This window comes from Catellatospora bangladeshensis (genome assembly GCF_016862575.1).
GTDB lineage: Bacteria > Actinomycetota > Actinomycetes > Mycobacteriales > Micromonosporaceae > Catellatospora > Catellatospora bangladeshensis.
The window spans coordinates 1-24,263 of the sequence record NZ_BONF01000016.1 but is presented as its reverse complement, the minus strand read 5'-3'; the positions used below and the strand labels follow the sequence as shown (position 1 = coordinate 24,263).

At 71.4% G+C, this 24,263-nt stretch carries 19 protein-coding genes; 10 read left to right on the top strand and 9 right to left on the bottom strand.

Going from position 1 to position 24,263, the window contains the following annotated elements; all coding sequences use genetic code 11:
- Positions 1–40: 40 nt before the first annotated feature.
- Positions 41–1,486 (top strand): aminopeptidase P family protein, encoded by a 1,446-nt coding sequence (locus Cba03nite_RS15070; protein ID WP_203746255.1) that lies wholly within the window; start codon positions 41–43, stop codon positions 1,484–1,486.
- 144 nt (positions 1,487–1,630) lie between these two features.
- On the opposite strand, the gene pulA is transcribed toward Cba03nite_RS15070, so the two are convergent.
- Complete coding sequence (gene pulA / locus Cba03nite_RS15065; RefSeq protein ID WP_203746253.1) at positions 1,631–7,375, bottom strand: pullulanase-type alpha-1,6-glucosidase; 5,745 nt, start codon at positions 7,373–7,375, stop codon at positions 1,631–1,633.
- A gap of 251 nt (positions 7,376–7,626) precedes the next feature.
- On the opposite strand from pulA, the gene Cba03nite_RS15060 reads away from it, so the two are divergent.
- Positions 7,627–7,785, top strand: coding sequence for a hypothetical protein (locus Cba03nite_RS15060; RefSeq protein WP_203746251.1), 159 nt, complete (start codon positions 7,627–7,629; stop codon positions 7,783–7,785).
- 128 nt (positions 7,786–7,913) lie between these two features.
- Here the strand turns inward: Cba03nite_RS15060 and Cba03nite_RS15055 are convergent, their stop codons facing one another.
- Positions 7,914–8,918 carry a pirin family protein gene (locus tag Cba03nite_RS15055; RefSeq protein WP_203746250.1) on the bottom strand — a complete coding sequence of 335 codons (1,005 nt, stop codon included), beginning with the start codon at positions 8,916–8,918 and terminating at the stop codon, positions 7,914–7,916.
- A gap of 183 nt (positions 8,919–9,101) precedes the next feature.
- Between Cba03nite_RS15055 and Cba03nite_RS15050 the strand changes: the two genes are divergently transcribed.
- On the top strand, positions 9,102–9,896 hold the full coding sequence (locus Cba03nite_RS15050; protein WP_203746248.1) for a pentapeptide repeat-containing protein: 795 nt from the start codon (positions 9,102–9,104) through the stop codon (positions 9,894–9,896).
- On the opposite strand, the gene Cba03nite_RS15045 is transcribed toward Cba03nite_RS15050, so the two are convergent.
- The 3 genes from Cba03nite_RS15045 to Cba03nite_RS15035 form a co-directional block, all read right to left on the bottom strand.
- On the bottom strand, positions 9,881–10,282 hold the full coding sequence (locus Cba03nite_RS15045) for a hypothetical protein (RefSeq protein ID WP_203746246.1): 402 nt from the start codon (positions 10,280–10,282) through the stop codon (positions 9,881–9,883). The genes Cba03nite_RS15050 and Cba03nite_RS15045 overlap by 16 nt on opposite strands.
- Before the next feature lie 38 nt (positions 10,283–10,320).
- The gene (locus Cba03nite_RS15040; RefSeq protein WP_203746244.1) at positions 10,321–10,965 is read right to left on the bottom strand and encodes a LysE family translocator; all 645 of its coding nucleotides are present in this window, start codon (positions 10,963–10,965) and stop codon (positions 10,321–10,323) included.
- A 152-nt stretch (positions 10,966–11,117) separates the two neighbouring features.
- The gene (locus Cba03nite_RS15035) at positions 11,118–11,480 is read right to left on the bottom strand and encodes a VOC family protein (protein WP_203746242.1); all 363 of its coding nucleotides are present in this window, start codon (positions 11,478–11,480) and stop codon (positions 11,118–11,120) included.
- Between the two features lie 139 nt (positions 11,481–11,619).
- Here Cba03nite_RS15035 and acnA point away from each other — a divergent pair, with 139 nt between their 5' ends.
- Positions 11,620–14,358: an aconitate hydratase AcnA gene (acnA, locus tag Cba03nite_RS15030; RefSeq protein ID WP_203746240.1), complete on the top strand. Its 2,739-nt coding sequence runs from the start codon at positions 11,620–11,622 to the stop codon at positions 14,356–14,358.
- A gap of 297 nt (positions 14,359–14,655) precedes the next feature.
- Positions 14,656–15,615 (top strand): pirin family protein, encoded by a 960-nt coding sequence (locus Cba03nite_RS15025; protein WP_239125748.1) that lies wholly within the window; start codon positions 14,656–14,658, stop codon positions 15,613–15,615.
- Between the two features lie 202 nt (positions 15,616–15,817).
- On the opposite strand, the gene Cba03nite_RS15020 is transcribed toward Cba03nite_RS15025, so the two are convergent.
- The 4 genes from Cba03nite_RS15020 to Cba03nite_RS15005 all read right to left on the bottom strand — a co-directional run bounded on the left by Cba03nite_RS15020 (position 15,818) and on the right by Cba03nite_RS15005 (position 19,885).
- Positions 15,818–16,405: a hypothetical protein gene (locus Cba03nite_RS15020; RefSeq protein ID WP_203746238.1), complete on the bottom strand. Its 588-nt coding sequence runs from the start codon at positions 16,403–16,405 to the stop codon at positions 15,818–15,820.
- Between the two features lie 201 nt (positions 16,406–16,606).
- The gene (locus Cba03nite_RS15015) at positions 16,607–17,533 is read right to left on the bottom strand and encodes a serine protein kinase RIO (protein WP_203746236.1); all 927 of its coding nucleotides are present in this window, start codon (positions 17,531–17,533) and stop codon (positions 16,607–16,609) included.
- A gap of 181 nt (positions 17,534–17,714) precedes the next feature.
- A complete protein-coding gene (locus Cba03nite_RS15010; protein WP_203746234.1) occupies positions 17,715–18,383 on the bottom strand; it encodes an HAD family hydrolase in 669 nt (222 codons plus the stop codon).
- A gap of 83 nt (positions 18,384–18,466) precedes the next feature.
- Entirely contained in the window at positions 18,467–19,885 is a 1,419-nt protein-coding gene (locus tag Cba03nite_RS15005; protein WP_203746232.1) for a DUF2637 domain-containing protein, read from the bottom strand.
- Between the two features lie 209 nt (positions 19,886–20,094).
- On the opposite strand from Cba03nite_RS15005, the gene Cba03nite_RS15000 reads away from it, so the two are divergent.
- The 5 genes from Cba03nite_RS15000 (at position 20,095) to Cba03nite_RS14980 (ending at position 24,184) form a co-directional block, all read left to right on the top strand.
- Positions 20,095–20,667 (top strand): TetR/AcrR family transcriptional regulator, encoded by a 573-nt coding sequence (locus Cba03nite_RS15000; RefSeq protein WP_203746230.1) that lies wholly within the window; start codon positions 20,095–20,097, stop codon positions 20,665–20,667.
- Positions 20,668–21,097: 430 nt separating this feature from the next.
- Positions 21,098–21,865: a dimethylargininase gene (ddaH, locus tag Cba03nite_RS14995; protein ID WP_203746228.1), complete on the top strand. Its 768-nt coding sequence runs from the start codon at positions 21,098–21,100 to the stop codon at positions 21,863–21,865.
- A 47-nt stretch (positions 21,866–21,912) separates the two neighbouring features.
- Positions 21,913–22,836 (top strand): TIGR04222 domain-containing membrane protein, encoded by a 924-nt coding sequence (locus Cba03nite_RS14990; RefSeq protein ID WP_203746226.1) that lies wholly within the window; start codon positions 21,913–21,915, stop codon positions 22,834–22,836.
- Entirely contained in the window at positions 22,833–23,657 is an 825-nt protein-coding gene (locus Cba03nite_RS14985) for an MbnB/TglH/ChrH family RiPP precursor modification enzyme (protein ID WP_203746223.1), read from the top strand. The genes Cba03nite_RS14990 and Cba03nite_RS14985 overlap by 4 nt, the downstream gene beginning before the upstream one ends.
- A complete protein-coding gene (locus Cba03nite_RS14980) occupies positions 23,654–24,184 on the top strand; it encodes an SCO6045 C-terminal-like domain-containing protein (RefSeq protein ID WP_239125747.1) in 531 nt (176 codons plus the stop codon). Before Cba03nite_RS14985 ends, Cba03nite_RS14980 begins: the two co-directional genes overlap by 4 nt.
- Positions 24,185–24,263 lie beyond the last annotated feature (79 nt).

Sequence of the window (24,263 nt, the reverse complement as noted above, 5' to 3'; positions counted from 1 at the left end):
TAGGCTCAGAACACACGAAGACTTGCTCGGAGGCGGCAATATGACTGAAGAGAAGAAGGGCACCGAGTCGCACGACCCTGCGTACCCGGAGAAGTTCCTGCAGTTCATGCGCACCGGATGGAGCGACACCGAGCTCCCGGTGACCCTGCGGGCGGAGGCCCCGAACCACGCCAAGCGCCGCGCGGCGCTGTCCTCGGCGTTCCCCGGCGAGACGCTGGTCATCCCGTCCGGGCACGAGATGGTCCGGGCCAACGACACCGACTTCCCGTACCGTCCCGGCAGCGACTTCGTCTACCTCACCGGCGAGCACGACCCGGAGAGCGTGCTGGTGCTGCGGCCCAACGGCTCCGGCCACGACGCCGTGCTCTACGTGCGCCCGCGCTCGCCGCGCGACACCGACGAGTTCTTCAAGGACCGCCGCTACGGCGAGCTGTGGATCGGCCGCCGCCACACGCTGCGCGAGAAGTCCGCCGAGCTGGGCGTCGAGACCGCCCACCTGGACACGCTCGGCGGGGTGCTGGACGACCTCCAGCCCGGCCGCACCCGGGTGCTGCGCGGCCTCGACCCGCACGTGGACAAGCTGGTCCGGGCGACGAACCCGGAGCGCGACCGCGAGCTGGCCTGGGTCATCTCCGAGATGAAGCTCGTCAAGGACGAGTGGGAGATCGCGCAGCTCCAGGACGCCATCGACGCCACCACCCGCGGCTTCGAGGACGTCGCCCGGATCATCCCGGCCGACCGGCCGGTCTCCGAGCGCCTCGTCGACGGCGTGTTCGGCCTGCGCGCCCGCCACGACGGCAACACCGTCGGTTACAGCTCCATCGTCGGCGCGGGCAGCAACGCCACCGTGCTGCACTGGATCCGCAACGACGGGCGCATCACGCCCGGCGAGCTGCTGCTGCTGGACATGGGCGTGGAGAACCGCAACCTCTACACCGCCGACGTCACCCGGACGCTGCCGGTCAGCGGCACGTTCACCCCGCTGCAGCGGCAGGTGTACGACATCGTGCTGCGCTCGCAGCAGGCTGGCATGGACTTCATCAAGCCCGGCGTCAAGTTCGCCGACGTGCACACCACCTGCATGCGGGTGCTCGCCGAGGGCCTGCACGAGCTCGGCATCCTCCCGGTCAGCGTGGACGAGGCGATGTCCAAGGAGTCCACCATCTACCGACGGTGGACCCTGCACGGCTTCGGCCACATGCTCGGCATCGACGTGCACGACTGCGCCCACGCCCGCCACGAGAAGTACAAGGACGGCGCCCTCGACGAGGGCTACGTCCTCACCGTCGAGCCGGGCTTGTACTTCCAGCCCGAGGACGAGCTGGTCCCCGCCGAACTCCGCGGCATCGGCATCCGCATCGAGGACGACGTCCTGGTCACCAAGGACGGCGCCGTCAACCTGTCGGCAGGCCTCCCCCGCAGCGCCGCGGATGTCGAGTCTTGGCTCGCCACCCAGCGCGAGGCGGGCCCCCGCCTCCCCGGCTGACCGCGCCCCGCGGCCGGGCGGGGTTCCCCGTTGATCATGAACTTATGGACGTGTTCGACGGCGTGTCCCAACCTTGGCACCGTGATCGACTGAACAGACGAGGGGCGGCCCGCGCGATGCGGACCGCCCCTCGGCGGGTGAGCGTCAGCGGGTGACGAAGACCGCCACCGTGCGGCCGGGGACCGTGAACGTCCCGGTGGCCGGGGCGTACGCCGACTGGCGCACCAGCGGGTCCACCGAGCCGGCCAGCACCGGGTGCAGGCCGAGGCGGGCGTACTTCAGCGACGCCACGGTCTGGTCGACCGACGACGGGGTGCCGTTGAAGACCACGACCACGGTCTTGCCGTCCTTCTTGAGCACCATGGTGATCACGCCCGGCGTCTCGGCCGCGCCGGACAGCGGGAACGTCACCGCCTGCTGCACCTCGGCCTGCGTACGCAGATCGAACAGCGGGCTCGACGAGCGCACCCGCAGCAGCTCGGCGAACCGGTCCTTGGCCAGGTCGATCGCCGCGCAGCCCGGCACCAGCGCCGGATCGGCGAGCAGCGGCTTGGCGTAGGCCCACTTGCTCTCGTTGTCCGGCTTCGGGGGCAGGCCGAGGCCGAACCCGTTGCCGCTCGCGCAGTCCCAGCGGATGGCGTTGAACCAGTCGCCGGAGTTGTACGAGTTGCGGTCCAGCGACTTGCTGCGCAGCAGGTCCGAGCCCGCCGTGACGAACCCGGTGCCCTGGCTGAACACCACCGTGGACAGCGCCAGCACCTGCATCCGGGCCCGGTCGGCCGCCGTGGTGTCCTGCGGCAGCTTGTAGGCCAGCGCGTCGAACAGGATCTCGTTGTCGTGCGCGTCGACGTACGTCACCGCCTCACCGGGCGCCTTGGTGTACCCGGCCGGCGAGCCGTTGTAGTCCACCTCGGCCCCGCTCACCTTCGCCCCGCTGGAGTCGGTGAACGTGTACCCGGCCAGGTTGCCGGCCAGCCCGACCTTGATCTGGTCCTGCTGGTGCAGCAGCCGCGCCTTCTGCTCGGCCGCCGTGCCGTTGACCGCGTCCCCGTTCGGGTCGGTGTACAGCCCCGACGCGAAGCCCTGGATGCGCGGGTTGCCGTCGAACGGCCCGCCGCCGCGTACGGCGTCGCGCAGCCGGTCGTTGAACGTGGCGATGCCGGTGCCCGCCATGTTCGCCTGCGTGGCCTGCTCGAACCGGGCGTCGTTGGCGACCTCGCCGAAGTTCCAGCCCTCGCCGTAGAGCAGGATCGACTTCCCGTCGACGCCGTCGCGGCTGAGGGTGAGCCGGTCCAGCGCCTCGCGCACGTCGAGCAGGTTCTGCTTCGGGTGGTGGCCCATCAGGTCGAACCGGAACCCGTCCACCCGGTACGTCTTCGCCCAGGTGACCAGCGAGTCGACCACCAGCTTGCCCATCATCGCGTGTTCGGGCGCGGTGTTGGCGCAGCAGGTGGAGGTGGCCACGGCCCCGTCCTCCAGCAGGCGGTGGTAGTAGCCGGGCACGATCCGGTCCAGCACCGACTTCGGGTCGTCGCCCGCCGCCGAGGTGTGGTTGTAGACCACGTCCAGCACCACCCGCAGCCCGGACCGGTGGATGCCGTCCACCATGGACTGGAACTCGGCGTTGCGCGCCTTGCCCTCTGGCTCGGTGGCGTAGCCGCCCTCGGGCACGGTGTAGTGCAGCGGGTCGTAGCCCCAGTTGTAGCCGTCCTTCTCGGCCACCGCCGCGACGCAGTCCTGCTGCTGAGACGAGTCCCGGGGCAGCGACGGCAGGTCGCAGGCGGGCTGCTGCTGGTCGGCGCGCTTCTCGGGGATGGTCGCGAAGTCGAACACCGGCAGCAGGTGCAGGTGCGAGACTCCGGCGTCGGCCAGTGCCTTGAGGTGCGTCATGCCCGCGGTCTGCGGGTCGGTGAAGGCGGCGTACGTGCCCCGCTTCTCCTGCGGCACCGTCGTGTCGGCGACGGAGAAGTCGCGCACCGACAGCTCCTGGATCTGCGCCTTGCCGGTCCAGGCCGGGGTCTTCACCGCCGGCTTGGGCAGCTTGGCCAGGTCGATGAGCTGGCTGTGCGTCGAGTTGGCCGACAGCGCGACCGAGTAGGGGTCGGTCACCGACGCGGTGACGACCTCCTTCTTGGCGGGCTGCCACACGGTGACCTTGAACCGGTAGTACTTACCGGTCCAGTCGGCCGAGCCGCTGACCTTCCACACACCGGTGCTGTCGTCCCTGCTCATGGACACGACCTGGGCGGCCGCCGACGGGGTGTCGAACAGCTCCAGCTTCACGTCCTTCGCGGTCGGCGTCCACAGCGCCAGGCTGGGCTTGCCCTTGGCGTACACCGGCCCGAGCGTCACGTCGCGAGCGGCGGCGTACACGTCGTCCAGCACGCCCGGCACCTGCACGCCCGTCGCGGAGAGCAGCTTGCCCTCGTGGTCGCTCTCGGTGACCACGAGCTGGCCGCGCAGCGCGTTCTTGAGCGTGGCGAGGGAGGCGTTCACGTCGAACGCGCCGTACGCCCACAGGTGCGGGGACTTCCTGCGCTGCGCTTCCGACAGGCCGCCGGACGCGTTGAGCCGGATCTTCGTGAACTCGCCGGCCAGCGCGCCGTCCACCACGGACAGCCCGCCGTTCGGCGCGACGACCAGGTCGTACACCTTGCCGTCGGTGTCGTGCTTGTTCCACGCGACGGTGCCCCGGTCGAGGAAGTGGGCGGACGACTTGGTCAGGTCGATGTCCAGCGCCGCGCCCTTGACCGACGGCCGCAGGTACGCCTGCTGCCCGGACAGGATCCACACCTCGTTGCCGAACGTCGCGACGTCCAGCCGCTGGTCGGCGGGCAGGTCCTTCTCGTCGCCCTTGTGCACGATGTAGTTGACCCCGGTCGCGCCCTCGACCAGCGGGATCCGCCAGTACGCGCCGAACGCGTCGGTGCCGGTGGGCAGCATCGGGCTGCCCCACTCGACCGGGTTGGCGTTGCCGTCCCACAGGTGCAGGCCCCAGCCGTCGTAGTTCCCGTCGGCGCGGCGGTAGTGCAGCACGGCGGTGCGCTCGGCGGCGGCCCGGGTCGGGTGCACGGTCGCGTCGCCGGACGCGATCCACGCCTCGCCGACACCGAGGTCGACCGCGAGATCGGCGTTCGGGTCCTTCTCGTCACCCCGGTGCACGATGAAGTTCACCGGCTTGGTGGCGTCGGCGACGGGCACACTCCAGTGTGCCCCGAACGCGTCGGTGCCGTCCGGCTGGCGCGGGCTGCTCCAGTCGGTGCCCGCCCCGGCGGCCAGGCCGTCACCCCACAGGTGCAGGCCCCAGCCGGTGTACGCCCCGTCGCCCCGCCGGTAGTGCACGTCCGCCCTGCCGGTGGCGGCGGCACGCGAGGGGTAGATCGTCGCGTCGCCCGACTTGAGCCAGATCTCGCCGACCCGGCTCGGGTCGACGCTGCGGTCGGCCTCCACGTCCTTGTTCCCGGACCCGTTGACGACCAGGAAGCCCATGTTCGTCGCGCCCGGCTTGACCTTCACCCAGGCGAACCGGCCGTAGGAGTCCTCCCCGGCGAACGGCTGCCCCTGCGGCCACGGGTGCTGCATCGAGCCGTCGACGTCGCCCCAGGTGTAGAGCCCCCACGGGTCGTAGTCGCCGTCGGCGCGCTGGTAGTGCACCAGCACGTACTCGCGCTGCGCGGCCTGCGCGGGCGAGGCCACGGTGATGGCGCTGACGGCGCTCGCGGTGCGGCCCTGCCCGTCGCGGACCACGGCCTTGTAGCGCACGGTGGTGCCCCCGGCCAGGCCGGTCAGGTCGTGGTGCACGGTGTACGGCGCGCTGTTCGCGGTGCCGAGCAGCTTCCACGCCCCGTCGCCGACCTGCGCCGCGAAGCTGACCGTCGCGAGGGGGTCACCGGTGACCTGCGCGGTGATCGCGGCCCGGGTGGCCACCTTGGTGCCGTCGGCCGGCACGATGCTGACCTGCGGGTCCCCCGCCTGCGGCACGGCCCGGTCGGCCCGCAGCACGATGCTGGACAGCGCCGGGACCGTGATGGTCACCCTGCCGTCGGCACCGGCCGTGACACCGCTGCCCACCGCCGGGTAGAGCTGCCCGAACGCCGCCCCCGCCGTCGCCGTGTCCACGGTGACGGTCTTCGGTGCGGTGCCGCTGTTGGCCGCGACCAGGTACTCCGTACGGGAGGTCCGGTCCAGGCGGGAGAACGCGAACACGCCGTCGCCCGCGTGCCGGGTCAGCTGCACGCCGTCGCGCAGCGCCGGGTGCGCCTGGCGCAGCGCGCCCAGGTCCGCGATGGCGCGGTAGAGCGGGTGTGCGGTGTCGTACTGGTCGGCGGCGTGGGTGCGGTCGGTGCCGAGCAGGTCGTCGTCGAGGTAGTCGGCCACCTGGGTGGCGAACATGTCCTGCCGGGCGTCCTTGTCCCCGCCGTTGCCGGTGAAGCCCTGCTCGTCGCCGGAGTAGACGACCGGCTGGCCGCGGGTGAGGAACATCAGCTCGTGCGCGAGCCGGTCCCGCTGCAGCGCCGCGTCCGCGTCCGCGCCGGAGTTCCTGATGAACGTGCCGATGCGGCCCATGTCGTGGTTGCCGAGGAAGGTCGGCAGCGTGTACGCGTCCGCGCCGCGCGCGGTGTACATGCCGTCGGCGGCGTACAGGTCGGCCAGGCCCTGGCCCGAGCCGCCGGTGACGAAGCCCTGCGCGGCGGCCTGGAAGCCGAAGTCCAGGGTGGCCTGGAGCTGCCCCTGCCGCACGTAGCTCGACATGATCGCCGGGTCGGCCGAGTACACCTCGCCGAACATGAAGAAGTCCGGCTTGCCCGCCTTCCTGGCGTTGCTCGCGATGCCCTGGCTGAACTGCGGCCAGAACTCCATGTTCACGTGCTTGGCGGTGTCCAGCCGGTAGCCGTCGATGCCGGTCGACGCGATCCAGTCGGAGTAGATCTTCGTCATGCCGCGCACCACGTCGGGGCGCTCGGTCCACAGGTCGTCCAGGCCGAAGAAGTCACCGTAGGTGCTGTTCTCGCCGGAGAAGGTGGAGTCGCCCCGGTTGTGGTACATCGTCGGGTCGTTCAGCCACGCGGGCACCTTGGCCTTCGCGTCGGCCGCGTTCTTGAAGACGGGGGTGTACGGCATCGACGTGCGGTCCACCTGCGGGAACCCGTTACGCCCGTCGGCGTAGTTTGCGTCCTCGAAGGCCCGGCCCTGCGCGTCGGCGTACGGGCTGGTCTTCTTGTCCACGTAGGAGTACTGGTTCTCCTCGTACGCGATGACGTCGGCCGTGTGGTTGACGATCACGTCGAGGTAGATCTTGATGCCGCGCTCGTGCGCGAGCTTGACCAGCCTCTTCAGGTCGGCGTTGGTGCCGAAGTGCGGGTCCACCTGGGTGAAGTCGGTGATCCAGTAACCGTGGTAACCGGCCGACGCGTCGGCCCCGGTGCCCTGCACCGGCCGGTTCTTGAACACCGGCGCGAGCCAGATCGCGGTCGTGCCCAGGCCCTGGATGTAGTCCAGCTTGTCGATCACGCCGGCCAGGTCGCCGCCGTGGTAGAAGCCCTTGTCGGTCTTGTCCAGGCCGGTCTTGAGCCGGTCGCCGCTCAGCCCGCCCCTGTCGTTGCGGGCGTCGCCGTTGGCGAACCGGTCGGGCAGCACGAAGTAGAACTGCTCCGCCTGCCGCTGCGGCGTCGCGGCACCGGCCAGCGCGGCCTCGGCGGGCTCGTCCTGCCAGTACGTCTCGCCGGCCTCCACCCACTGCGCGGGGCCGTCGCCGGACAGGACGCGGACCACCACGATCGGCGCGGCGGTGAGCACCAGCGCCAGCAGTCCGATGAGGAGGATCCTGAGGTTTCTCGGTTTCCCGCGTAGCGGTGCGGCGGTGCGCACGAGGGCGCGAAGGGCTGCCATGGGCCAACTCCTGCGGAAGGGATTCGGGGGCGTCACACGAGCATCAGCGGCAACATACGGGTAACTGAAATGTTTACGCAAGACCTTGCAACGCTTGCCGTGTTGACAGCATCCCTATGAAACGCACGCCAGCGCCACCCGTCCGGCGGACACCCGGAAGCAGGCTCATCCTTGCCGTAAGTCGGATATCGGCTATCAAATAGACCTAATCGGCCGATTCCCCGCAACTCCCGGACCGAGAGGCGGAACCGATGGAAGCCATCACCGAACTGCTGGGCAGCATCCACGATCTGCTCGCCAGTCTCATCACGATCCTGACCGGCGGCGGCGCCGTCCCGGGCCTCCCCGTGGACCCGAGCCTGCCGCCCATCCCCGAACTCCCCCTCCCCCCGCTCCCACCGATCCCGTGAGAGCAAGGAAGGGCACCTTCTTAACGCTTCGCGTATAAGAAGGTGCCCTTCTTAACCGTGGCCACGCCGACGGGCCACGAGATGGGCCGTCCGGCGCCGCTGGGCCGGCACCGGACGGCGGCTGACGGTCAGAGCACGTCGTGCCCCGGGTGGTCGCCCTTGCCGACGTCCACCTTGCGCGGCTCGCTCGGGATCACGCCCAGCTTGCCCGCCTGGTAGTCCTCGAACGCCTGGATCAACTCGGCCTTCGTGTTCATCACGAACGGCCCGTACGCCATCACCGGCTCGCGGATCGGCAGGCCGCCCAGGATCAGCACGTCCATGCCCGCCGCGTTACGGCTCTCCTGCGCCCGGTCGGCCTCGACCGTGATCACGTCACCGGCCCCGAACACCGCCAGGTCGCCCAGCTTCACCGGCCGCCGCTCGGCGCCCACCGAACCCGCGCCCGCCAGCGTGTACACCAGCGCGTTGAAGTCGGGCCGCCACGGCAGCCGCAGCTGCGCCCCCGGCGCCAGCGTCGCGTGCACCAGGGCGATCGGTGTGTGGGTGATGCCCGGCCCGCTGTGCCCGGCGACCTCACCGGCGATGACGCGCAGCAGCACGCCGCCGTCGGGCGAGCTGAGCAGCGACACCTGACCGGCCCGGATGTCCTGGTAGCGCGGCGGCGACATCTTCTGCTTCGCGGGCAGGTTCACCCACAGCTGGAAGCCGTGGAACAGGCCGCCCGACAGCACCAGCTCCTCCGGCGGCGCCTCGATGTGCAGCAGGCCGGACCCGGCCGTCATCCACTGGGTGTCGCCGTCGCTGATCAGGCCGCCGCCACCGTGCGAGTCCTGGTGCCGGAACGTGCCGTCCAGCAGGTAGGTCACGGTCTCGAAGCCGCGGTGCGGGTGCCACGGGGTCCCCTTCGGCTCCCCGGGCGCGTACTCCACCTCGCCCATCTGATCCATGTGAATGAACGGGTCCAGCGCCCGCAGGTCCACCCCGGCGAACGCGCGCCGCACCGGGAAACCCTCGCCCTCGAACCCCGACGGCGCGGCGGTAACCGACGCCACCTTGCGCTCGACGGCGGCCTCACCGGGCACAGCCACCCGCGGCAGCACCAACAGGTCTTCAACGGTAACGGCAGGCATGACACCCTCCTCTGCTCACTTACTCCCTGACACAATAGTTGAACAGTCAACGACCGTCCACCATTCCCACCACCCCACCCCACCGCCATCCGACCCCGTTGATCATGAACTTATGGCAAGGTTCGACGGCGTGTTTGTGGCACAACCTCATGATCGACCTTCGTGACATGCGGGAGCGGGCTGATGGCCAGGGCTGGGATCCGTGACGGCCGGTGGGACGGGCCGGGAGGAGCTGAGGCGCGGTTCGCGGAGGCCGAGGTGAGCGGCGTCGACTTTCGGGAGGCGCGGATCGGGCTGTTCGCGGCGTACCACTCGACGTTCGAGGACTGCGATTTCACCGGTGCGCGCTTCGCCGCCACGCACTTCGGGCTGACCGGCGCCGGAGAAGGCCAGTGGGACGGCAGGCGGTGGCCGCAGACGGTCTATCGCCGCTGCGACTTCACCCGGGTCCGGTTTCCCACCGGCAACACCTTCTGGGGCAACGCGCGGTTCGAGCAGTGCCTGTTCGACCGGGCCAAGCTGCGCGGCATGAGCTTCACCCACGAGGCCGAGTTCGTGGCGTGCACGTTCCGGGGCAAGATCCAGGACGTCAACTTCTGGGGGCGGCCCACCGACCGGATCGAGGCGCTCGGACGCGATCGCAATGAGTTCACCGGGAACGACTTCGCCGGTGCCGAACTGGTCGGCGTCGCCTTCCGGCACATCGACCTGCGGGCGCAGCGGTTCCCCGGGCCACCCGGGCACGCCGTGCTGGACCACATGTCAGACCGGGTGACGGCGACGCTGGCCGTCGTGGAGACCTGGCCCGATTCGCCGGCGAAGCAGGACATCCAGTTCCACCTCCGCTTCGGCCGCGAGCGCGCGCTACAGGACAACGCGGACATGGCGCTGGTCACCGACTGGTGGATCGGGCGCGAGGTGCCGCCCGCGTTGCGGGCCGAGGTGTTCGCCCTGCTGACCGGCTACCAGATGGAGTAGCAGTAGAGCTCGCGGCCGGTCGCCTGCGCGTGCCGGGCCAGATCGCGGATCGCGGCGACCCAGCGCGTCTCGAACTCGTCGAGCAGCTCGTCGTCGGCGTACTCGGCCAGCCGCTCGTCGGGCACCTCGGCCAGCGCGAGCCTGGCGCCGGCGGGCACACCCAGCAGCAGCGGGCCCTCGTAATCCTCGTCCTGCGGGCTCAGCGGGATCTCCCTGCCGAACTCGCTGCGGTCGCGCCCGGTCAGCTCGGCGGCCAGCGACGGCAGCCCGTCCAGCCAGCCCTTGCGGTGGACCACCAAAAGATCCTGCTGGTACGGCGAACCGTCGAGCCCGAGCGCGGCGAACTCCGCCTCGGTCGCCGCGAAGTAGTCCACCACCACACCCATGCGCGGGAGGGTAGCGGCCTGCACCGACACCGGACGGCTCAGGCGGGAGCGGGGCGGGCGTTGTCGGTGGCCATGCGCACGGCGAGCAGGCCGAGCACGGAGCCCATGAGGTAGCGCTGGGCGCGCAGCCATACCGGACGATCTGCCAGGAACCCGGCTATGGCACCGGCCGCCAGGACGATCAGGCCGTTGACGGTGACCGCGACGGCGATCTGCACCGCGCCCAGCGCGAAACCCTGTACCAGCACATGCCCGGCCTCAGGCCGGACGAACTGCGGGATCAGCGAGAGGTAGATGATCGCGACCTTGGGGTTGAGCAGGTTGGTGACCAGGCCCATGGTGAACAGCCGCCGCGGCGAGTCCGGCGGCAGCGCGGCCGGTGCGAACACCGACACCCCGCCCGGCCGCAGCGTCTTGAACGCCAGCCAGCCCAGGTAGCACGCACCGGCCAGCTTGACCGCGAGATACAGCTGCGGCACCGCGAGGAACATCGCCGACAGCCCGAGGTTCGTCGCCGACAGGTACACCAGGAACCCCACCGCCACCCCGGCCAGCGAGATCAGCCCGGCCCGCCGCCCCTGCGTGATGCTCCGCGACACCAGATACATCATGTTCGGCCCCGGCGTCAGCACCATCGCCAGCGCGACCGCGAACACCCCCAGCACCGCACCCCACGTCACCATGCCCCCACCCTCCCGCAGCGCCAACCGTGCAGCGAGATCCAATCCCCACCCGGTGGCCTGCGGCGCTCAGCGCACGGCGCAAGGCTCGTCGATCATGAAGTTATGGACACGACACACCGTCGAACCTGCCCATAAGTTCATGATCAACGCAGTCAGGGGGCGAGGGGGAGGACGAACTCGAGGCGGTTGGCGTGGGGGTCTTCGGTGTGGAAGCGGCGGAGGGCGGGGACCTCGTCGTTGCCCCAGGTGACGGGGTAGCCGGCGGCCTGCAGGCGGTCGGCGAGGGCGTCGAGGTCGGGGCGGAGGAGGGCGGGGTGGGCCTTGCGGGCGGGGTGGAAGTCGTCTTCGACGCCGAGGTGGAGTTCGCTGCCGTAGTCGTCGACGAACCAGCAGCCGCCGCGTACGGCGAGGGCGGGCGGTTTGGGCTTCTCGGTCATGCCGAGGACGCCGACGTAGAAGGCACGCAGGACGTCCTCGCTGCCCCGGGGGCAGGCGACCTGTACGTGGTGAATCACGTCTCGGAGTCTGGCACGGGCTTGCGCCCAAAACAAGACGGACGTACGGTTTAGTTCGTCGAGCCGTGGCGGAGTAAGTCTTGCCTTACCTGCCCAGGCTCCAACCTCTGCGAAAGACTCAGGCTGTAACAGACCCGCTGTGAAGGAGTACGACGTGGCGAGCCTCGACACGTTCGGTGCGAAGAGCGAGCTGCGCGTCGGAGACGCGAGCTACGAGATCTTCCAGATCAACAAGGTGGAGGGCCACGAGCGGCTGCCCTTCAGCCTGAAGATCCTGCTGGAGAACCTGCTCCGCACCGAGGACGGCGCCAACATCACCGCCGATCACATCCGCGCGCTGGGCGGCTGGGACCCGGCCGCCGAGCCGAGCGTGGAGATTCAGTTCACGCCCGCCCGCGTCCTCATGCAGGACTTCACCGGCGTGCCGTGCGTGGTCGACCTGGCCACCATGCGCGAGGCCGTGCGCGACCTGGGCGGCGACGCCTCCAAGGTCAACCCACTGGCCCCGGCCGAGCTGGTCATCGACCACTCGGTGATCGCCGACGTGTTCGGCCGCCAGGACGCGTTCGAGCGCAACGTCGAGATCGAGTACGGCCGCAACCAGGAGCGCTACCAGTTCCTGCGCTGGGGCCAGACGGCGTTCAACGAGTTCAAGGTCGTGCCCCCGGGCACCGGCATCGTGCACCAGGTGAACATCGAGCACCTGGCCCGCGTCGTCATGCCGCGCGGCGGCCAGGCGTACCCGGACACCGTCGTCGGCACCGACTCGCACACCACCATGGTCAACGGCCTGGGCGTGCTGGGCTGGGGCGTGGGCGGCATCGAGGCCGAGGCCGCGATGCTGGGCCAGCCGGTCAGCATGCTGATCCCGAAGGTGGTCGGCTTCAAGCTGTTCGGCGAGCTGCCGTCGGGCGCCACCGCGACCGACCTGGTGCTGACCATCACGCAGATGCTGCGCAAGCACGGCGTGGTCGGCAAGTTCGTCGAGTTCTACGGCTCCGGCGTGACCTCGGTGCCGCTGGCCAACCGGGCCACCATCGGCAACATGAGCCCCGAGTTCGGCTCCACCTGCGCGATCTTCCCGATCGACGCGGAGACCATCGCCTACCTGGAGCTGACCGGCCGCAGCGCCGACCAGATCGCGCTGGTCGAGGCGTACGCCAAGGAGCAGGGCCTGTGGCACGACCCGTCGGTCGAGCCGTCCTACTCGGAGTACCTGGAGCTGGACCTGTCGACGGTGGTGCCGAGCATCGCCGGGCCGAAGCGCCCGCAGGACCGGGTCGAGCTGACCAACGCCAAGACCGCGTTCCGCGCCGCGCTGCCCGACTACGTGGACGAGGACGACGTCGACGAGGCCGGCAAGGAGAGCTTCCCGGCCTCCGACGCCCCGGCGCAGTCGGCGGCCCGCGCCAGCAAGCCGACCCCGGTGACCGCCGCCGACGGCACGGTCTTCCACCTCGACCACGGCGCGGTCGTGATCGCGTCCATCACCTCCTGCACCAACACGTCGAACCCGCAGGTCATGCTGGGAGCGGCACTGCTGGCGAAGAAGGCGGTCGAGCGGGGCCTGCACGCCAAGCCGTGGGTGAAGACCACCCTCGCCCCCGGCTCCAAGGTCGTCATGGACTACTACGCCAAGGCCGGGCTCGTGCCGTACCTGGAGAAGCTCGGCTTCCACCTGGTCGGCTACGGCTGCGTGACCTGCATCGGCAACTCCGGCCCGCTGCCGGAGGAGATCAGCGCCGCGGTCAACGCGTCCGACCTGGCGGTCGTCTCCGTCCTGTCCGGCAACCGGAACTTCGAGGGCCGGATCAACCCGGACGTCAAGATGAACTACCTGGCGTCCCCGCCGCTGGTCGTCGCGTACGCGATCGCCGGCAGCATGGACATCGACCTGGCCAACGACCCGCTGGGCGTCGACACCGACGGCCAGCCGGTGTACCTGCGCGACATCTGGCCGACCCCGGCCGAGGTGCAGGAGACCATCAACCACGCCATCTCGGCGGAGATGTTCACCAAGGACTACGCCGACGTGTTCGCCGGCGACGAGCGCTGGCAGGGCCTGCCCACGCCGACCGGTGACACGTTCGCCTGGGCCGGAGACTCGACGTACGTGCGCAAGCCTCCGTACTTCGAGGGCATGGCGGCGCAGCCGTCTCCGGTGAGCGACATCGCCGGTGCGCGGGTGCTCGCCAAGCTCGGCGACTCGGTGACCACCGACCACATCTCGCCCGCCGGTTCCATCAAGGCGGACTCGCCGGCCGGAAAGTACCTGGCCGAGCACGGGGTGGAGCGCAAGGACTTCAACTCGTACGGTTCCCGCCGGGGCAACCACGAGGTGATGATCCGGGGCACCTTCGCCAACATCCGCCTGCGCAACCAGATCGCGCCCGGCACCGAGGGCGGCTTCACCCGCGACTTCACCGTCGCGGACGCCCCGGTGACGACGATCTACGACGCGAGCGTGAACTACCAGGCCGCGGGCGTGCCGCTGGTGATCCTGTCGGGCAAGGAGTACGGTTCCGGCTCCTCGCGCGACTGGGCCGCCAAGGGCACCGCGCTGCTGGGCGTGAAGGCCGTCATCGCCGAGTCGTACGAGCGCATCCACCGCTCGAACCTCATCGGCATGGGCGTGCTGCCGCTGCAGTACCCGGCCGGGCAGACCGCCGACTCGCTCGGCCTGACCGGCACCGAGACCTTCACCATCACCGGCGTGGAGGCCCTCAACGCGGGCACCACCCCGAAGACGGTCCAGGTCACCACCGACACCGGGGTCTCCTTCGACGCGGTCGTCCGCATCGACACCCCCGGCGAGGCGGACTACTACCGCCACGGCGGCATCCTCCAGTACGTCCTCCGCAAGATGCTCGAGAACTGACCTGTAAGCAAGGAAGGGCACCTTCTTAACGCTATGCGTAGAAGAAGGTGCCCTTCTTAACGTCTGCGGTCAGGGGCGCACGCGGTCCGTGGCGCGCGGTCCGGCGCGGCGGTGGGCAAGATCGGTACCTCGTGTCCAAAGCTCAGCTCCCACCTCACTTTCTGACACGAAGCAGCGATCTCCCCCCGGAACACCGTGGCGGGAGGGGTTAAGAAGGTGCCCTTCCTCTACGCATAGCGTTAAGAAGGTGCCCTTCCTTCGTGGGCGGCTCGCGGCGCGGCGGGCTAGGGTCGTTGCATGAGCAACGTTGAGGCGGCGCCGGTCGAGACGCCGTGCGGGCACGAGCAGGTGCCGGACGGGCCGACGCACGAGCTGATGCCGGGCCGCGAGGTGGTGCTCGGCGGCACTCGCGGGATGGCGGTCAGCCGGACGCTGCCGCACAAGGAGCGGCGCATGGTCGGCGCCTGGTGCTTCGTCGACCAGTACGGCCCGGCCGACCACGACATGCGCGTCGCGCCCCACCCGCACACCGGCCTGCAGACCGTCAGCTGGCTCGTCGCGGGCGAGATCCTGCACCGCGACAGCATCGGCAGCGTGGCGCTGATCCGTCCCGGGCAGCTCAACCTGATGACCGCCGGGCACGGCATCGCACACTCCGAGGAGTCCCCGGCCGTCCGGACCGGCCCGCTGCACGGGGTGCAGCTGTGGGTCGCGCTGCCCGAGCACGCCCGCGCGGTCGCGCCCGCGTTCGCGCACCATGATGATCTGCCGGTGCTGGCCCGGCCGGGGGCGACGGTCACCGTGCTGCTGGGCGAGCTGGACGGGGCCGTGTCGCCCGCGACGGCGTACACCCCCATCGTCGGCGCGGAGGCCGCGCTGGACGCGGACGCCACCCTCACGCTGCCGCTGCGGCCGGACTTCGAGTACGCGGCCCTCGTGCTGGACGGCGCCGCCCACGTCGACGGCGTGCCACTCACCCCCGGCACCCTGCTCTACCTCGGCCGTGAGCGCACCACGCTCGACCTCTCCAGCCGCGCCCCGGCCCGGGTGCTGCTGCTCGGCGGGGAGCCGTTCGAGGAGGAGATCGTGATGTGGTGGAACTTCGTCGGCCGCAGCCACGACGACATCGCCGCCGCGCGTGAGCAGTGGACGGCGGCCGACGCGCGCTTCGGCGAGGTCCACGGCTACGACGGCGACCCGCTGCCTGCTCCCGTCCTCCCGAACGCCCAGCTCAAGCCCCGCGGCCGCCGCCGCTGACCGACCCCGCCCAGGCACAGCGCCCGGCCACGCCGCCCAGACCGGCCGACCCAGCCCGGCCCGCCCCGTCCGGCCCGCCATGATCGTCCGACTTGCCTGGCAAACGGGCGTATCTTGCGCCCGCATTCGCCCATGTGCCTGGCAAGTCGGACGATCATCGTCGGGCGCGGCGCGGGCGGGGGCGCGGGCGCGTGGACGCGGGTCAGGCGGTGGGTGGGACCTCGCGGAGCTGGCGCTGCATCGGGGCGGCCTCGGTCAGGTCGACGACCGGCACGGACGGGGCGAAGTAGCCCGCCGCAGCCGTCAGCGCGGCCTTGTCCAGCCGCCAGCCGAACGCGGGGCGGCTGGACAGCACCACCTCCGTCGGCACGTGCCAGATGGTGGCCGCGACGCTCGCGGGCATGGACGGGCGCAGCGGCGCGACCCCGTCCCGGCCCTGCACCCCGACGTACGTGGTGATGAACAGGCCCTGGTGCACCCGGAACAGGTAGATCTCGCTGATCGCCGGCCACGGCACGAACGCCGACGTGCGGGCGTAGATCAGCGGCCGCCCGCCGAAGAGGATCCCGTCCGCGTCGACCCGCAGGCCGGGCTTCCGGCCCAGGATCAGCGGCAGGTACAACGCGAGCAGCGTGACCGGCAGCGCGGCGCCGCCGGCGACGAGCACGACCCGGGCGTCCTCACCCAGGTCGAGCAGCAGGCCCGCGAGCACCGCCAGCGTGCCGACGGCGAGCATGGACAGCGTGAGCCGGCCGAACCGGAACGGGGCGACGTAGGTGAACGAAGACATCGCGCGATCATGACGACCACCCCGGCACCCCGCAAGACCCGGAACCGGACACGTCCACCCGCCTCACGATCATCCGATTTGCCTGGCAGACGGGCGTATGCGGCCGCAAGATACGCCCAGATGCCAGGCAAGTCGGGCGATCATGGACGGGCCGGGCCCGGCCGCGCGCCATGGAGGTGGGCGCGGCCGGGTGGGGGCGGGTCAGCGGACGCCCGCCTCGGCGAGTAGTTCGGCCGTGAGGGCCTGCTCGTCGAGGCCGGTCAGGCCGCGGGCGGTGAACCAGGACGCGACGTTGTGCACGTCCCGGGCCAGGAAACGCTTGCCCTGCGGGTTGGCCACCACGTCCACGATCTGCGGCAGGTCGATGATGACCAGCCGCCCCTCGTGGACCAGGATGTTGTACGGCGACAGGTCCCCGTGCGCGTACCCGGCGCGGGCCAGCACGGTCAGCCCCAGCACCAGTTGCTGCCACAGGTCGGCCAGCTCGGCGTCGTCCGCGCGCACCTGCGCCAGCCGCGGCGCGGCGGTGCCGTCCGGCGCGCCGATGAACTCCTGCAGCACCTCGGTGCCCAGGATCTGCACCGGGTACGGCGTGAACGGCGCGACGTTCAGCTGCTCGGCGATCTCCCACAGCCGGACCAGCGCGCCGAACTCGGCCGCCGCCCACGTTCCGGCGATGGCCTCCTTGCCGAACGAGCTGCGGCTGGCCATGGCCCGGTTGACCCGGGACTCGCGGACCCGGCGGCCCTCGAGGTAGCCCGCGTCGCGGTGGAACATGCGGTGGTCGTGGCTGCGGTAGCGCTTGGCGGCCAGCAGGCAGCCCCGCTGCGTGCCGGGGATGTGCCGGTGCAGCAGGAAGACGTCGGCCTCCTTGCCGGTCTTCAGCACGCCGCGCTCGACGTCGACCGCGGCCAGCTCGGTGACGAGCCAGTCGGGATGCGGTGCGGGCCCGCGCTCGGTCGGGGTCGACAGATCCCAGGTGGACCAGCGGTCGCCGAACTCAGGCTTGTCGGGAGTCTCGTCCCATTCGATCTCTTCGGCGTACGACTTCTCGAAGGTCAGTTCGTCGTCGTCGAAACGGTTCCGGCGGTTACCGCGACCGGCGCGCGGAAAGTCGTGCTCTCGCACTGGAGGTGCTCCTTGGTCGGAGAGAGGAAGAAGAAGAAAGAGGCGATCTGCGGGCAGCGCACAGCGACAGCGGCAACCATTCGGCTCATCTCCCTTCTCTCTCCGCCCACGGCGATCCCGGGGGCACGAAACAACGCCGCCGAGTCTGGCGAACGCGGCGGGCATCTGTCAACCGATTTATTCAGCGCATCATGCGGTGAGGCGGGTCGGCGGCCAGCACTGCGGCGACGGCCTGAATGGCGCCCTCGGCGATGCGGGTCGGGCCGAACCGGCGCTCGCTCCACTGGCGGCCGCGGTGTATCCACACGCTGGGGATGCCGATGGTGGTCGCGCCGCCGATGTCCGCCTCGGGGCTGTCACCGATCATCCAGGCGCCGCGCAGCCGCATCCGGGCCCGCTCCGCGGCGATCTCGAAGATGCGCGGGTTGGGCTTGCGGCAGTCCACCTCCTGCGAGACCACCCAGTCGGCGACGAAGCGGTCCAGGCCGGTACGCCGGATCTTCGCCTCCTGCTGGCGGGTCTCGCCGTTCGTGACGATCACCGGCACCCAGCCGGCGTCGGCGGCGATGCGCAGCGCCGCGCCGACCATCGGGTCCAGCCGCGTGCACTCGATCTGCCCCTCGTGCAGCTCCTCGACCAGGTCGATCACGGAGTTGCGCAGACGGTAGCGGTCGCGGATCGCGTCGGCCAGGTCCCAGCGCGACGTGAGACCGTCCGCGTCGGCGTCCACCAGCCAGTCGATGTCGTACGTCGGGGCGCTGATCTCGGACAGGAACCGAGCACCCCACATCCGGAAGGCGCCTGCGCGGTCGACCAGTGTGTTGTCGAGGTCCAACAGCAACAAAGGCACGCGGGCACGATACGTGACTCAGGACACGCTGGTGAAGCCCCCCGTGTGCCGGAAACCGAGCCGAAACGAAAACGATCTCGCGTTTACCCCAGATCCGCGTCGACGCCGATGGTGTCGCGCTGGCGAGCGGCCTTGATCTGGTTCTTGGCCCAGTTCTCGGACGGGGTCCGGCCGTACTCCCTGGCCGCCCACTCGCGCACGCCGCTCGGCGTGATCTCCTCGCCGCGGGAGAGAACGTCCGCGATCATCCGCTGGACCGGCTCCACGATGTGGTTGAGCATCCCGCGCGAGGTGATCTCGCTGGTGTCGGACAGCGGACGGTGGCCCATCGGCTCCCGGCCGCCGCCGCCAGGTGCGCTCCACACGGACTCGAGCGTGGCCCGCAGGGCGGGGTCCAGGACCGTGCCCCGCTCGTCGCGCTCGGGCACCTGCGGCATCAGGGCGGCCGGCTCCGGCTGGCGCGGCTGCGGCGGCTCGGCCGGGGTCGGCTGGTACGGCACGGTCTGCGGCAGCTCCTGCGACGGTGTGACGAGGTGCTGCCCCGGATAGTGCGATCCGTTCTGGTGCGACCCGTTCGCGGCGGAGCCGTTCTGGTGCGCACCGGCCTGGTGCGGCATCGGCTGGTGCGGCGCGAGCGGCGTGGCGCCCGGCACCTGTCCCCCGCGCCAGCTCGCCGTGCGGGCCCGGCGCACCTCCGCCTTCGCGTGCACCTCGACGAGCTTCGCCTGCTGCTCCTCGCGCACCAGCAGCGCGCCGTGCAGGCGGCGCTGGCGCTTGGCCTCGCGTACGTCCTCGCGGTGGGCGAGCGCGTTGCGAACGGTCGGGCGGGTGCCCTCGGCGGGCGGGTACACGATCCAGGCGCGGCGGGCCGCGAAGGTGGACAGCGGCGCGTACAGCCAGCGCTGGCCGAAACGCGGGTAGCGGGTCTTCAGCGCCACCTCGTCGTCGTAGCCGGCCATGAACTGGTCGAGCAGCTCATGGAACATCGCCATGCCGGCGAAGGAGAGGAAGGCCAGGTAGAGGCCGGCCCAGATGGACCACTTGTCCCGGCCGTGCACGAAGTTCAGGGTGGCCGACACGGTCGCGGCGGCGAGCACGATCTTGTACGCCCGGCCGGGGTGGCGGCCGCGCTTGACCGCCACGAACGCCCAGGCGCCGAAGGAGATGCTGATGCCGTCCAGGCTCAGCGGCACCAGCACGTTGGTCCAGTGGTCCCAGCCCATCACGTCGGCGGCGAAGCCGGTGAGACCGATGAAGGACACGCCCATCACGGCGAGCCAGACCAGCAGGGTCGGGATGAGCGCGGCCAGGAACAGGCTGGTGTCCTTGGCCCGCTCCTTGCGCGTGCCGTACGCCTCCGGGTGGGCCAGCCGCCGCCCCCGCCGCATGCCCGCCGACCGGGCCAGCGGCACGCCGATCAGCAGTGACGCGGTCAGCACCGACACCACCAGCACCATCACCCAGGTGGGCACCCAGGTCGTGGTCAACTGCCCCAGATCCACAGCTCGTTCCTCCCCGGCCCGCCGCGGACCCGTTGGCCCGCAACCGATCCGCCCGGTGTCGCCTACTGCCCCCGGCGTTCAACGCGCCGGTGGACGCGGAGGATTCTTCCATGCGGCGGGGACACGCGCGATGCGTCGCAGATCTGTCACGCATGGTCAAGCCGTACGTACGGATTGCATGTGACCGGCCGACCTGCGAAGATCGGCATGTGCCCAGGGTGAGTCAGGACCAGCTCGACGCGCGCCGCCACGAGATCCTCGCCGCGGCCCGAGCCTGCTTCGCCCGCTACGGCTACGAGGGCGCCACCGTGCGCCGGCTGGAGCAGGCCACCGGCCTGTCCCGGGGCGCCATCTTCCACCACTTCCGGGACAAGGACTCGCTGTTCCTGGCCGTGGCCGAGGACGACGCGGTCGAGATGGCCGCCACCGTCGCGGCCAACGGCCTGGTGCAGGTGATGCGGGACCTGCTCGCGCACGCCGCCGACCCGGACGCGGCGGGCTGGCTCGGCACGCAGCTGGAGGTGGCCCGGCGGCTGCGCACCGACCCGGCGTTCGCACAGCGCTGGGCGCAGCACTCGGAGGCGATCGACACCGCCACCCGGGAGCGGCTCAAGCGCCAGGCGTCGGCGGGCGTGCTGCGCGAGGACGTGCCGCTCGACGTGCTCACGCACTTCCTGGAGCTGGCGTACGACGGGCTGGTCAAACGCCTGGCGATGGGCGGCTCGGCCGACGACTTCGGGCCGGTGCTGGACCTGATCGAGGAGACGGTCCGCCGCCGCTGAACCGGTCATCCGGTCCCAGAAAGGAACAAACCCCAGGGTTCCGCACGGGTGTGCGGGCCGGCTGGACAAACCGGACAACCCCTGGGGTTCGGGTGGCTCCCGTGGATTCGCCAAGCCGCTGACACACGGCCTCGACGCTCCAGTCGAACCTTAGGTATCGACAGAAGTGCAGTCGATGACAGCCGCTTAGCGGGCAGCCACCTCACGTGTCCTGTAGCTACTCAAAGCTGGACCACCTCCTTTCCCGTGTACCGCCGACACTATCCACGCGATCACGGGATCGACAAGATATTTTCTCCGCGAGCTTCGGGGCGCTACAGTGCCGCACCATGGGCGCGCTCAAACCGTGGCATCTTCTCTTCGGCAGCGTCTGCTGCCTGGCCGTCGTGGCGGTGGTCGCGCTGGTCGTCGTGCTGGTAATGCGTAAGAGATGAGCAACCGCACCGTCGCGCTGGTCCGCGAACCCGGCCCGCGCCTGCCCGAGGGCATCGTCACCCACATCGGCCGCAGCGAGGTCGACCTGTCCCTGGCCCGCGCCCAGCACATGGCGTACGCCGACGCGCTGGCCTCGGCCGGGTGGGAGGTCTATCCCGCGCCGTCGGCCGACGACTGCCCCGACGCCGTCTTCGTCGAGGACGCCGTGGTGGTCTGCGAGGACCTGGCCGTGCTGACCCACCCCGGCGCGCCCGAGCGCCGCCCCGAGATCGCCGGCGCCGAGACCGCGGTACGCGAGCTGGGCCTGCGCGTCGCGCACATCACCGGCCCGGGCACCCTCGACGGCGGCGACGTGCTGCAGGTCGGCTCGACCGTCTACGTGGGACGCGGCGGGCGCACCAACGGCGAGGGCATCCGCCAGCTGCGCGAGCTGCTCGCCCCGCTGGGCCGCAACGTGATCGCGGTGCCGCTGGGCGAGGTGCTGCACCTGAAGTCGGCGGTCACCGCGCTGCCCGACGGCACCTTCCTGGCCCTGCCGCACCTGGTGCCGGTGGAGCTGTTCCCCGCGGTGCGGCCGGTCGAGGAGGAGGGCGGCTGCCACGTGGTGCCGCTCGGCGGCGACCGGGTGCTGCTGGCCGCGTCCGCGCCGCGCACCGCCGAGCTGCTGGCCGATCTGGGCTTCACGCCGGTCGTGGTGGACATCGGCGAGTTCGAGAAACTCGAAGGCTGCGTCACCTGCCTGAGCGTCCTGATCCGCCGTTAGTGGCGGCGATGGTCCATCATGGGGGCACCCTCGACGAAGGAGCTCCCATGGCGGACACCTGGGGCATCCCCGGCCCCACGTTCCTGGCGCTGTACGCCGCCACCGCGGCCGTCGTGCTGGTCGCCACGCTGATCCTGCGCTCCCGGGCGTTCGCGGGACCGGAGCGGGTGCGCATCGACCAGCTGACCCCGCAGCACACGGCCTACCTCGCCGGCGGCCCCGCGCGCGCCGTGTACGCCTCGCTGGCGTTCCTGCGCCAGCACGGCGTGCTGGAGAGCGAGAGCTCGGGCAGGCTGCGCCGCACCGGCGGGCTGCCGCCCGGCGCAAGCCCGCTCGACGCGGCCGTGCTGCACGCGGCGGGCAACGGCGTACGCTCCGCCGACCTGCGCACCGACCACAGCGTCGCGTCGGCCCTGAACACCATCAGCGCCGACCTGGAGCGCAACGGCCTCGCGGTCAGCGCCGAGACGGTCGCCCGCGCCCGCCGGGGGCCGCTGCTGCTGCTGGCGCTCGCCGCGCTGGGCGTGGTCCGGATCTTCGCGGGCCTGTCCAACGACCGCCCGGTCGGCTTCCTGGTGCCGCTCACGATCGTGGTCGCCGTGTTCGGCCTGATCCTGGTCTCCCGGCGGCCGGTGCGCACCCGCTCGGCCGACCGCGCGCTGGCCGACACCCGCCGGCACCACGCCCACCTCATGCCCCGCAGCAAGCCCGCGTTCGCGACGTACGGCCCGGCGCAGACCGCCCTGGCGGTCGGCCTGTTCGGCGCGGCGGTGCTGTGGGCCGCCGACCCGGCCTTCGCCGGCGACTCCGCCATCCCGGAGGAGCGCGAGGACAACGGCACGAGCGGCGGCTGGACCGACGGCGGCTCGTCCAGCGGCGACGGCGGCAGCGGCGGCGACAGCGGCAGCTCGTCCTGCGGCGGCGGCAGCAGCTGCGGGGGCGGCGGCTGCGGCGGCGGGTGCGGGGGATGATCCCCTTGGCGGAGCGGGGCGTCGGCATCGGCTGGCGCCCCGAGATCGCCGGCTTCGTCGCCGGGCTGCCCGGCCTGCGTTTCGTCGAGGTGATCGCCGAGTCGCTGCCGCACTCCGGCGAGCTGCCCGACTCCCTGGCCGCGCTGCGGGCCGCGGGCGTCGCGGTGGTGCCGCACGGGGTGAAGCTGTCCCTCGGCGGCGCCGAACCGGTCGACCCGCACCGCGTCGAGCACCTCGCCCAGGCCGCCCGCGCCACCGGCGCTCCCCTGGTCAGCGAGCACATCGCGTACGTGCGCGCGGGCGGCGTGGAGGCCGGGCACCTGCTGCCCCTGCCGCGCTGCCGGGAGGCCGTCGACGCGGTCGTCGCGAACGTGCGGCGTACCACCGCCGAGCTGGACGTGCCGCTGGCGCTTGAGCCGATCGCGGCGCTGTTCGACTGGCCGGACGACGAGCTGACCGAGGCGCAGTTCCTCACCGAGATCCTGGAGCGGACCGGCGCCGGGCTGCTGCTCGACATCGCCAACGTGTACGCCAACGCGCGCAACCGGGGCGAGGACCCGCTCGACCTGCTGGACCGGCTGCCGCTGGAGCGGGTCGCGTACGTGCACGTCGCGGGCGGCCGGGTGCGCGACGGCCGCTACCACGACACGCACACCGACCCGGTGCCCGTGGAAGTGCTGGACCTGCTCGCGGCGCTGTGCGAGCGGCAGCGGCCGCCCGCGGTGCTGCTGGAGCGCGACGGGGCGTACCCGCCCGCGGCCGCGCTGCGCGCCGAGCTGGACGCCCTGGCCGGCGCGACCGGATACCCGGCGATCACGTGACCGGCCCCGCCCGCCGACCGGGCCCGGCCGGTCACACCAGCAGCGGCGGCGAAGCCCGCCAGCCGGATCCCGCCGATCAGCCGGGCGGCCTCGCCCGGCGCCAGGAGGAGCTGGTCCGCTCGCTCGTCGCGGGAGCGGTGACCCCGCAGGGCTTCGACCCCGGTGCGGTGGCGGCGACCCGGGACGCGCTGCTGCGCAAGCGCGCCGAGGAGGTGGCGCGGCACTGGCCCCGGCTGGCCGCCTCCGCCGCGTCCCACCAGGGCGGCTGGCCCGCCGCGTTCGGCGCGTGGGCGTCCGGGCGCGCGCCGCAGGGCTCGCTGCGCGACGGCTGGGACTACTCCCGCGCTCTCCCGCCGCGTGATCCCGCCGCGGCGCGCGAGCTGGCCCTGCGCGAGCTGCTGTGGGCGTACGACGGGCTGACCGCGCCGAAGCCGAGACGCGGCCCCGCACTTCGCCTCCACGCCGGGGAACTCTTCGTCCGCTGGCGCGGCCGCGCCCTCACCCGCCCCCTGCGCCGCGCCCGCTGACCTCCCGCCCCGCCCCGTCTCGGGCGGGCCGCCGCAGCGAAGATCGCTAGTTCGTGTCAGAACCTAAGCCCAGACCACA

Bases quoted from the DNA above. Each gene is read 5' to 3' on its own strand.
- Cba03nite_RS15070 (WP_203746255.1), top strand. From the start codon at position 41: ATGACTGAAGAGAAGAAGGGCACCGAGTCGCACGACCCTGCGTACCCG.
- pulA (WP_203746253.1), bottom strand. From the start codon at position 7,375: ATGGCAGCCCTTCGCGCCCTCGTGCGCACCGCCGCACCGCTACGCGGG.
- Cba03nite_RS15060 (WP_203746251.1), top strand. From the start codon at position 7,627: ATGGAAGCCATCACCGAACTGCTGGGCAGCATCCACGATCTGCTCGCC.
- Cba03nite_RS15055 (WP_203746250.1), bottom strand. From the start codon at position 8,918: ATGCCTGCCGTTACCGTTGAAGACCTGTTGGTGCTGCCGCGGGTGGCT.
- Cba03nite_RS15050 (WP_203746248.1), top strand. From the start codon at position 9,102: ATGGCCAGGGCTGGGATCCGTGACGGCCGGTGGGACGGGCCGGGAGGA.
- Cba03nite_RS15045 (WP_203746246.1), bottom strand. From the start codon at position 10,282: ATGGGTGTGGTGGTGGACTACTTCGCGGCGACCGAGGCGGAGTTCGCC.
- Cba03nite_RS15040 (WP_203746244.1), bottom strand. From the start codon at position 10,965: ATGGTGACGTGGGGTGCGGTGCTGGGGGTGTTCGCGGTCGCGCTGGCG.
- Cba03nite_RS15025 (WP_239125748.1), top strand. From the start codon at position 14,656: ATGAGCAACGTTGAGGCGGCGCCGGTCGAGACGCCGTGCGGGCACGAG.
- Cba03nite_RS15020 (WP_203746238.1), bottom strand. From the start codon at position 16,405: ATGTCTTCGTTCACCTACGTCGCCCCGTTCCGGTTCGGCCGGCTCACG.
- ddaH (WP_203746228.1), top strand. From the start codon at position 21,098: ATGAGCAACCGCACCGTCGCGCTGGTCCGCGAACCCGGCCCGCGCCTG.
- Cba03nite_RS14990 (WP_203746226.1), top strand. From the start codon at position 21,913: ATGGCGGACACCTGGGGCATCCCCGGCCCCACGTTCCTGGCGCTGTAC.
- Cba03nite_RS14985 (WP_203746223.1), top strand. From the start codon at position 22,833: ATGATCCCCTTGGCGGAGCGGGGCGTCGGCATCGGCTGGCGCCCCGAG.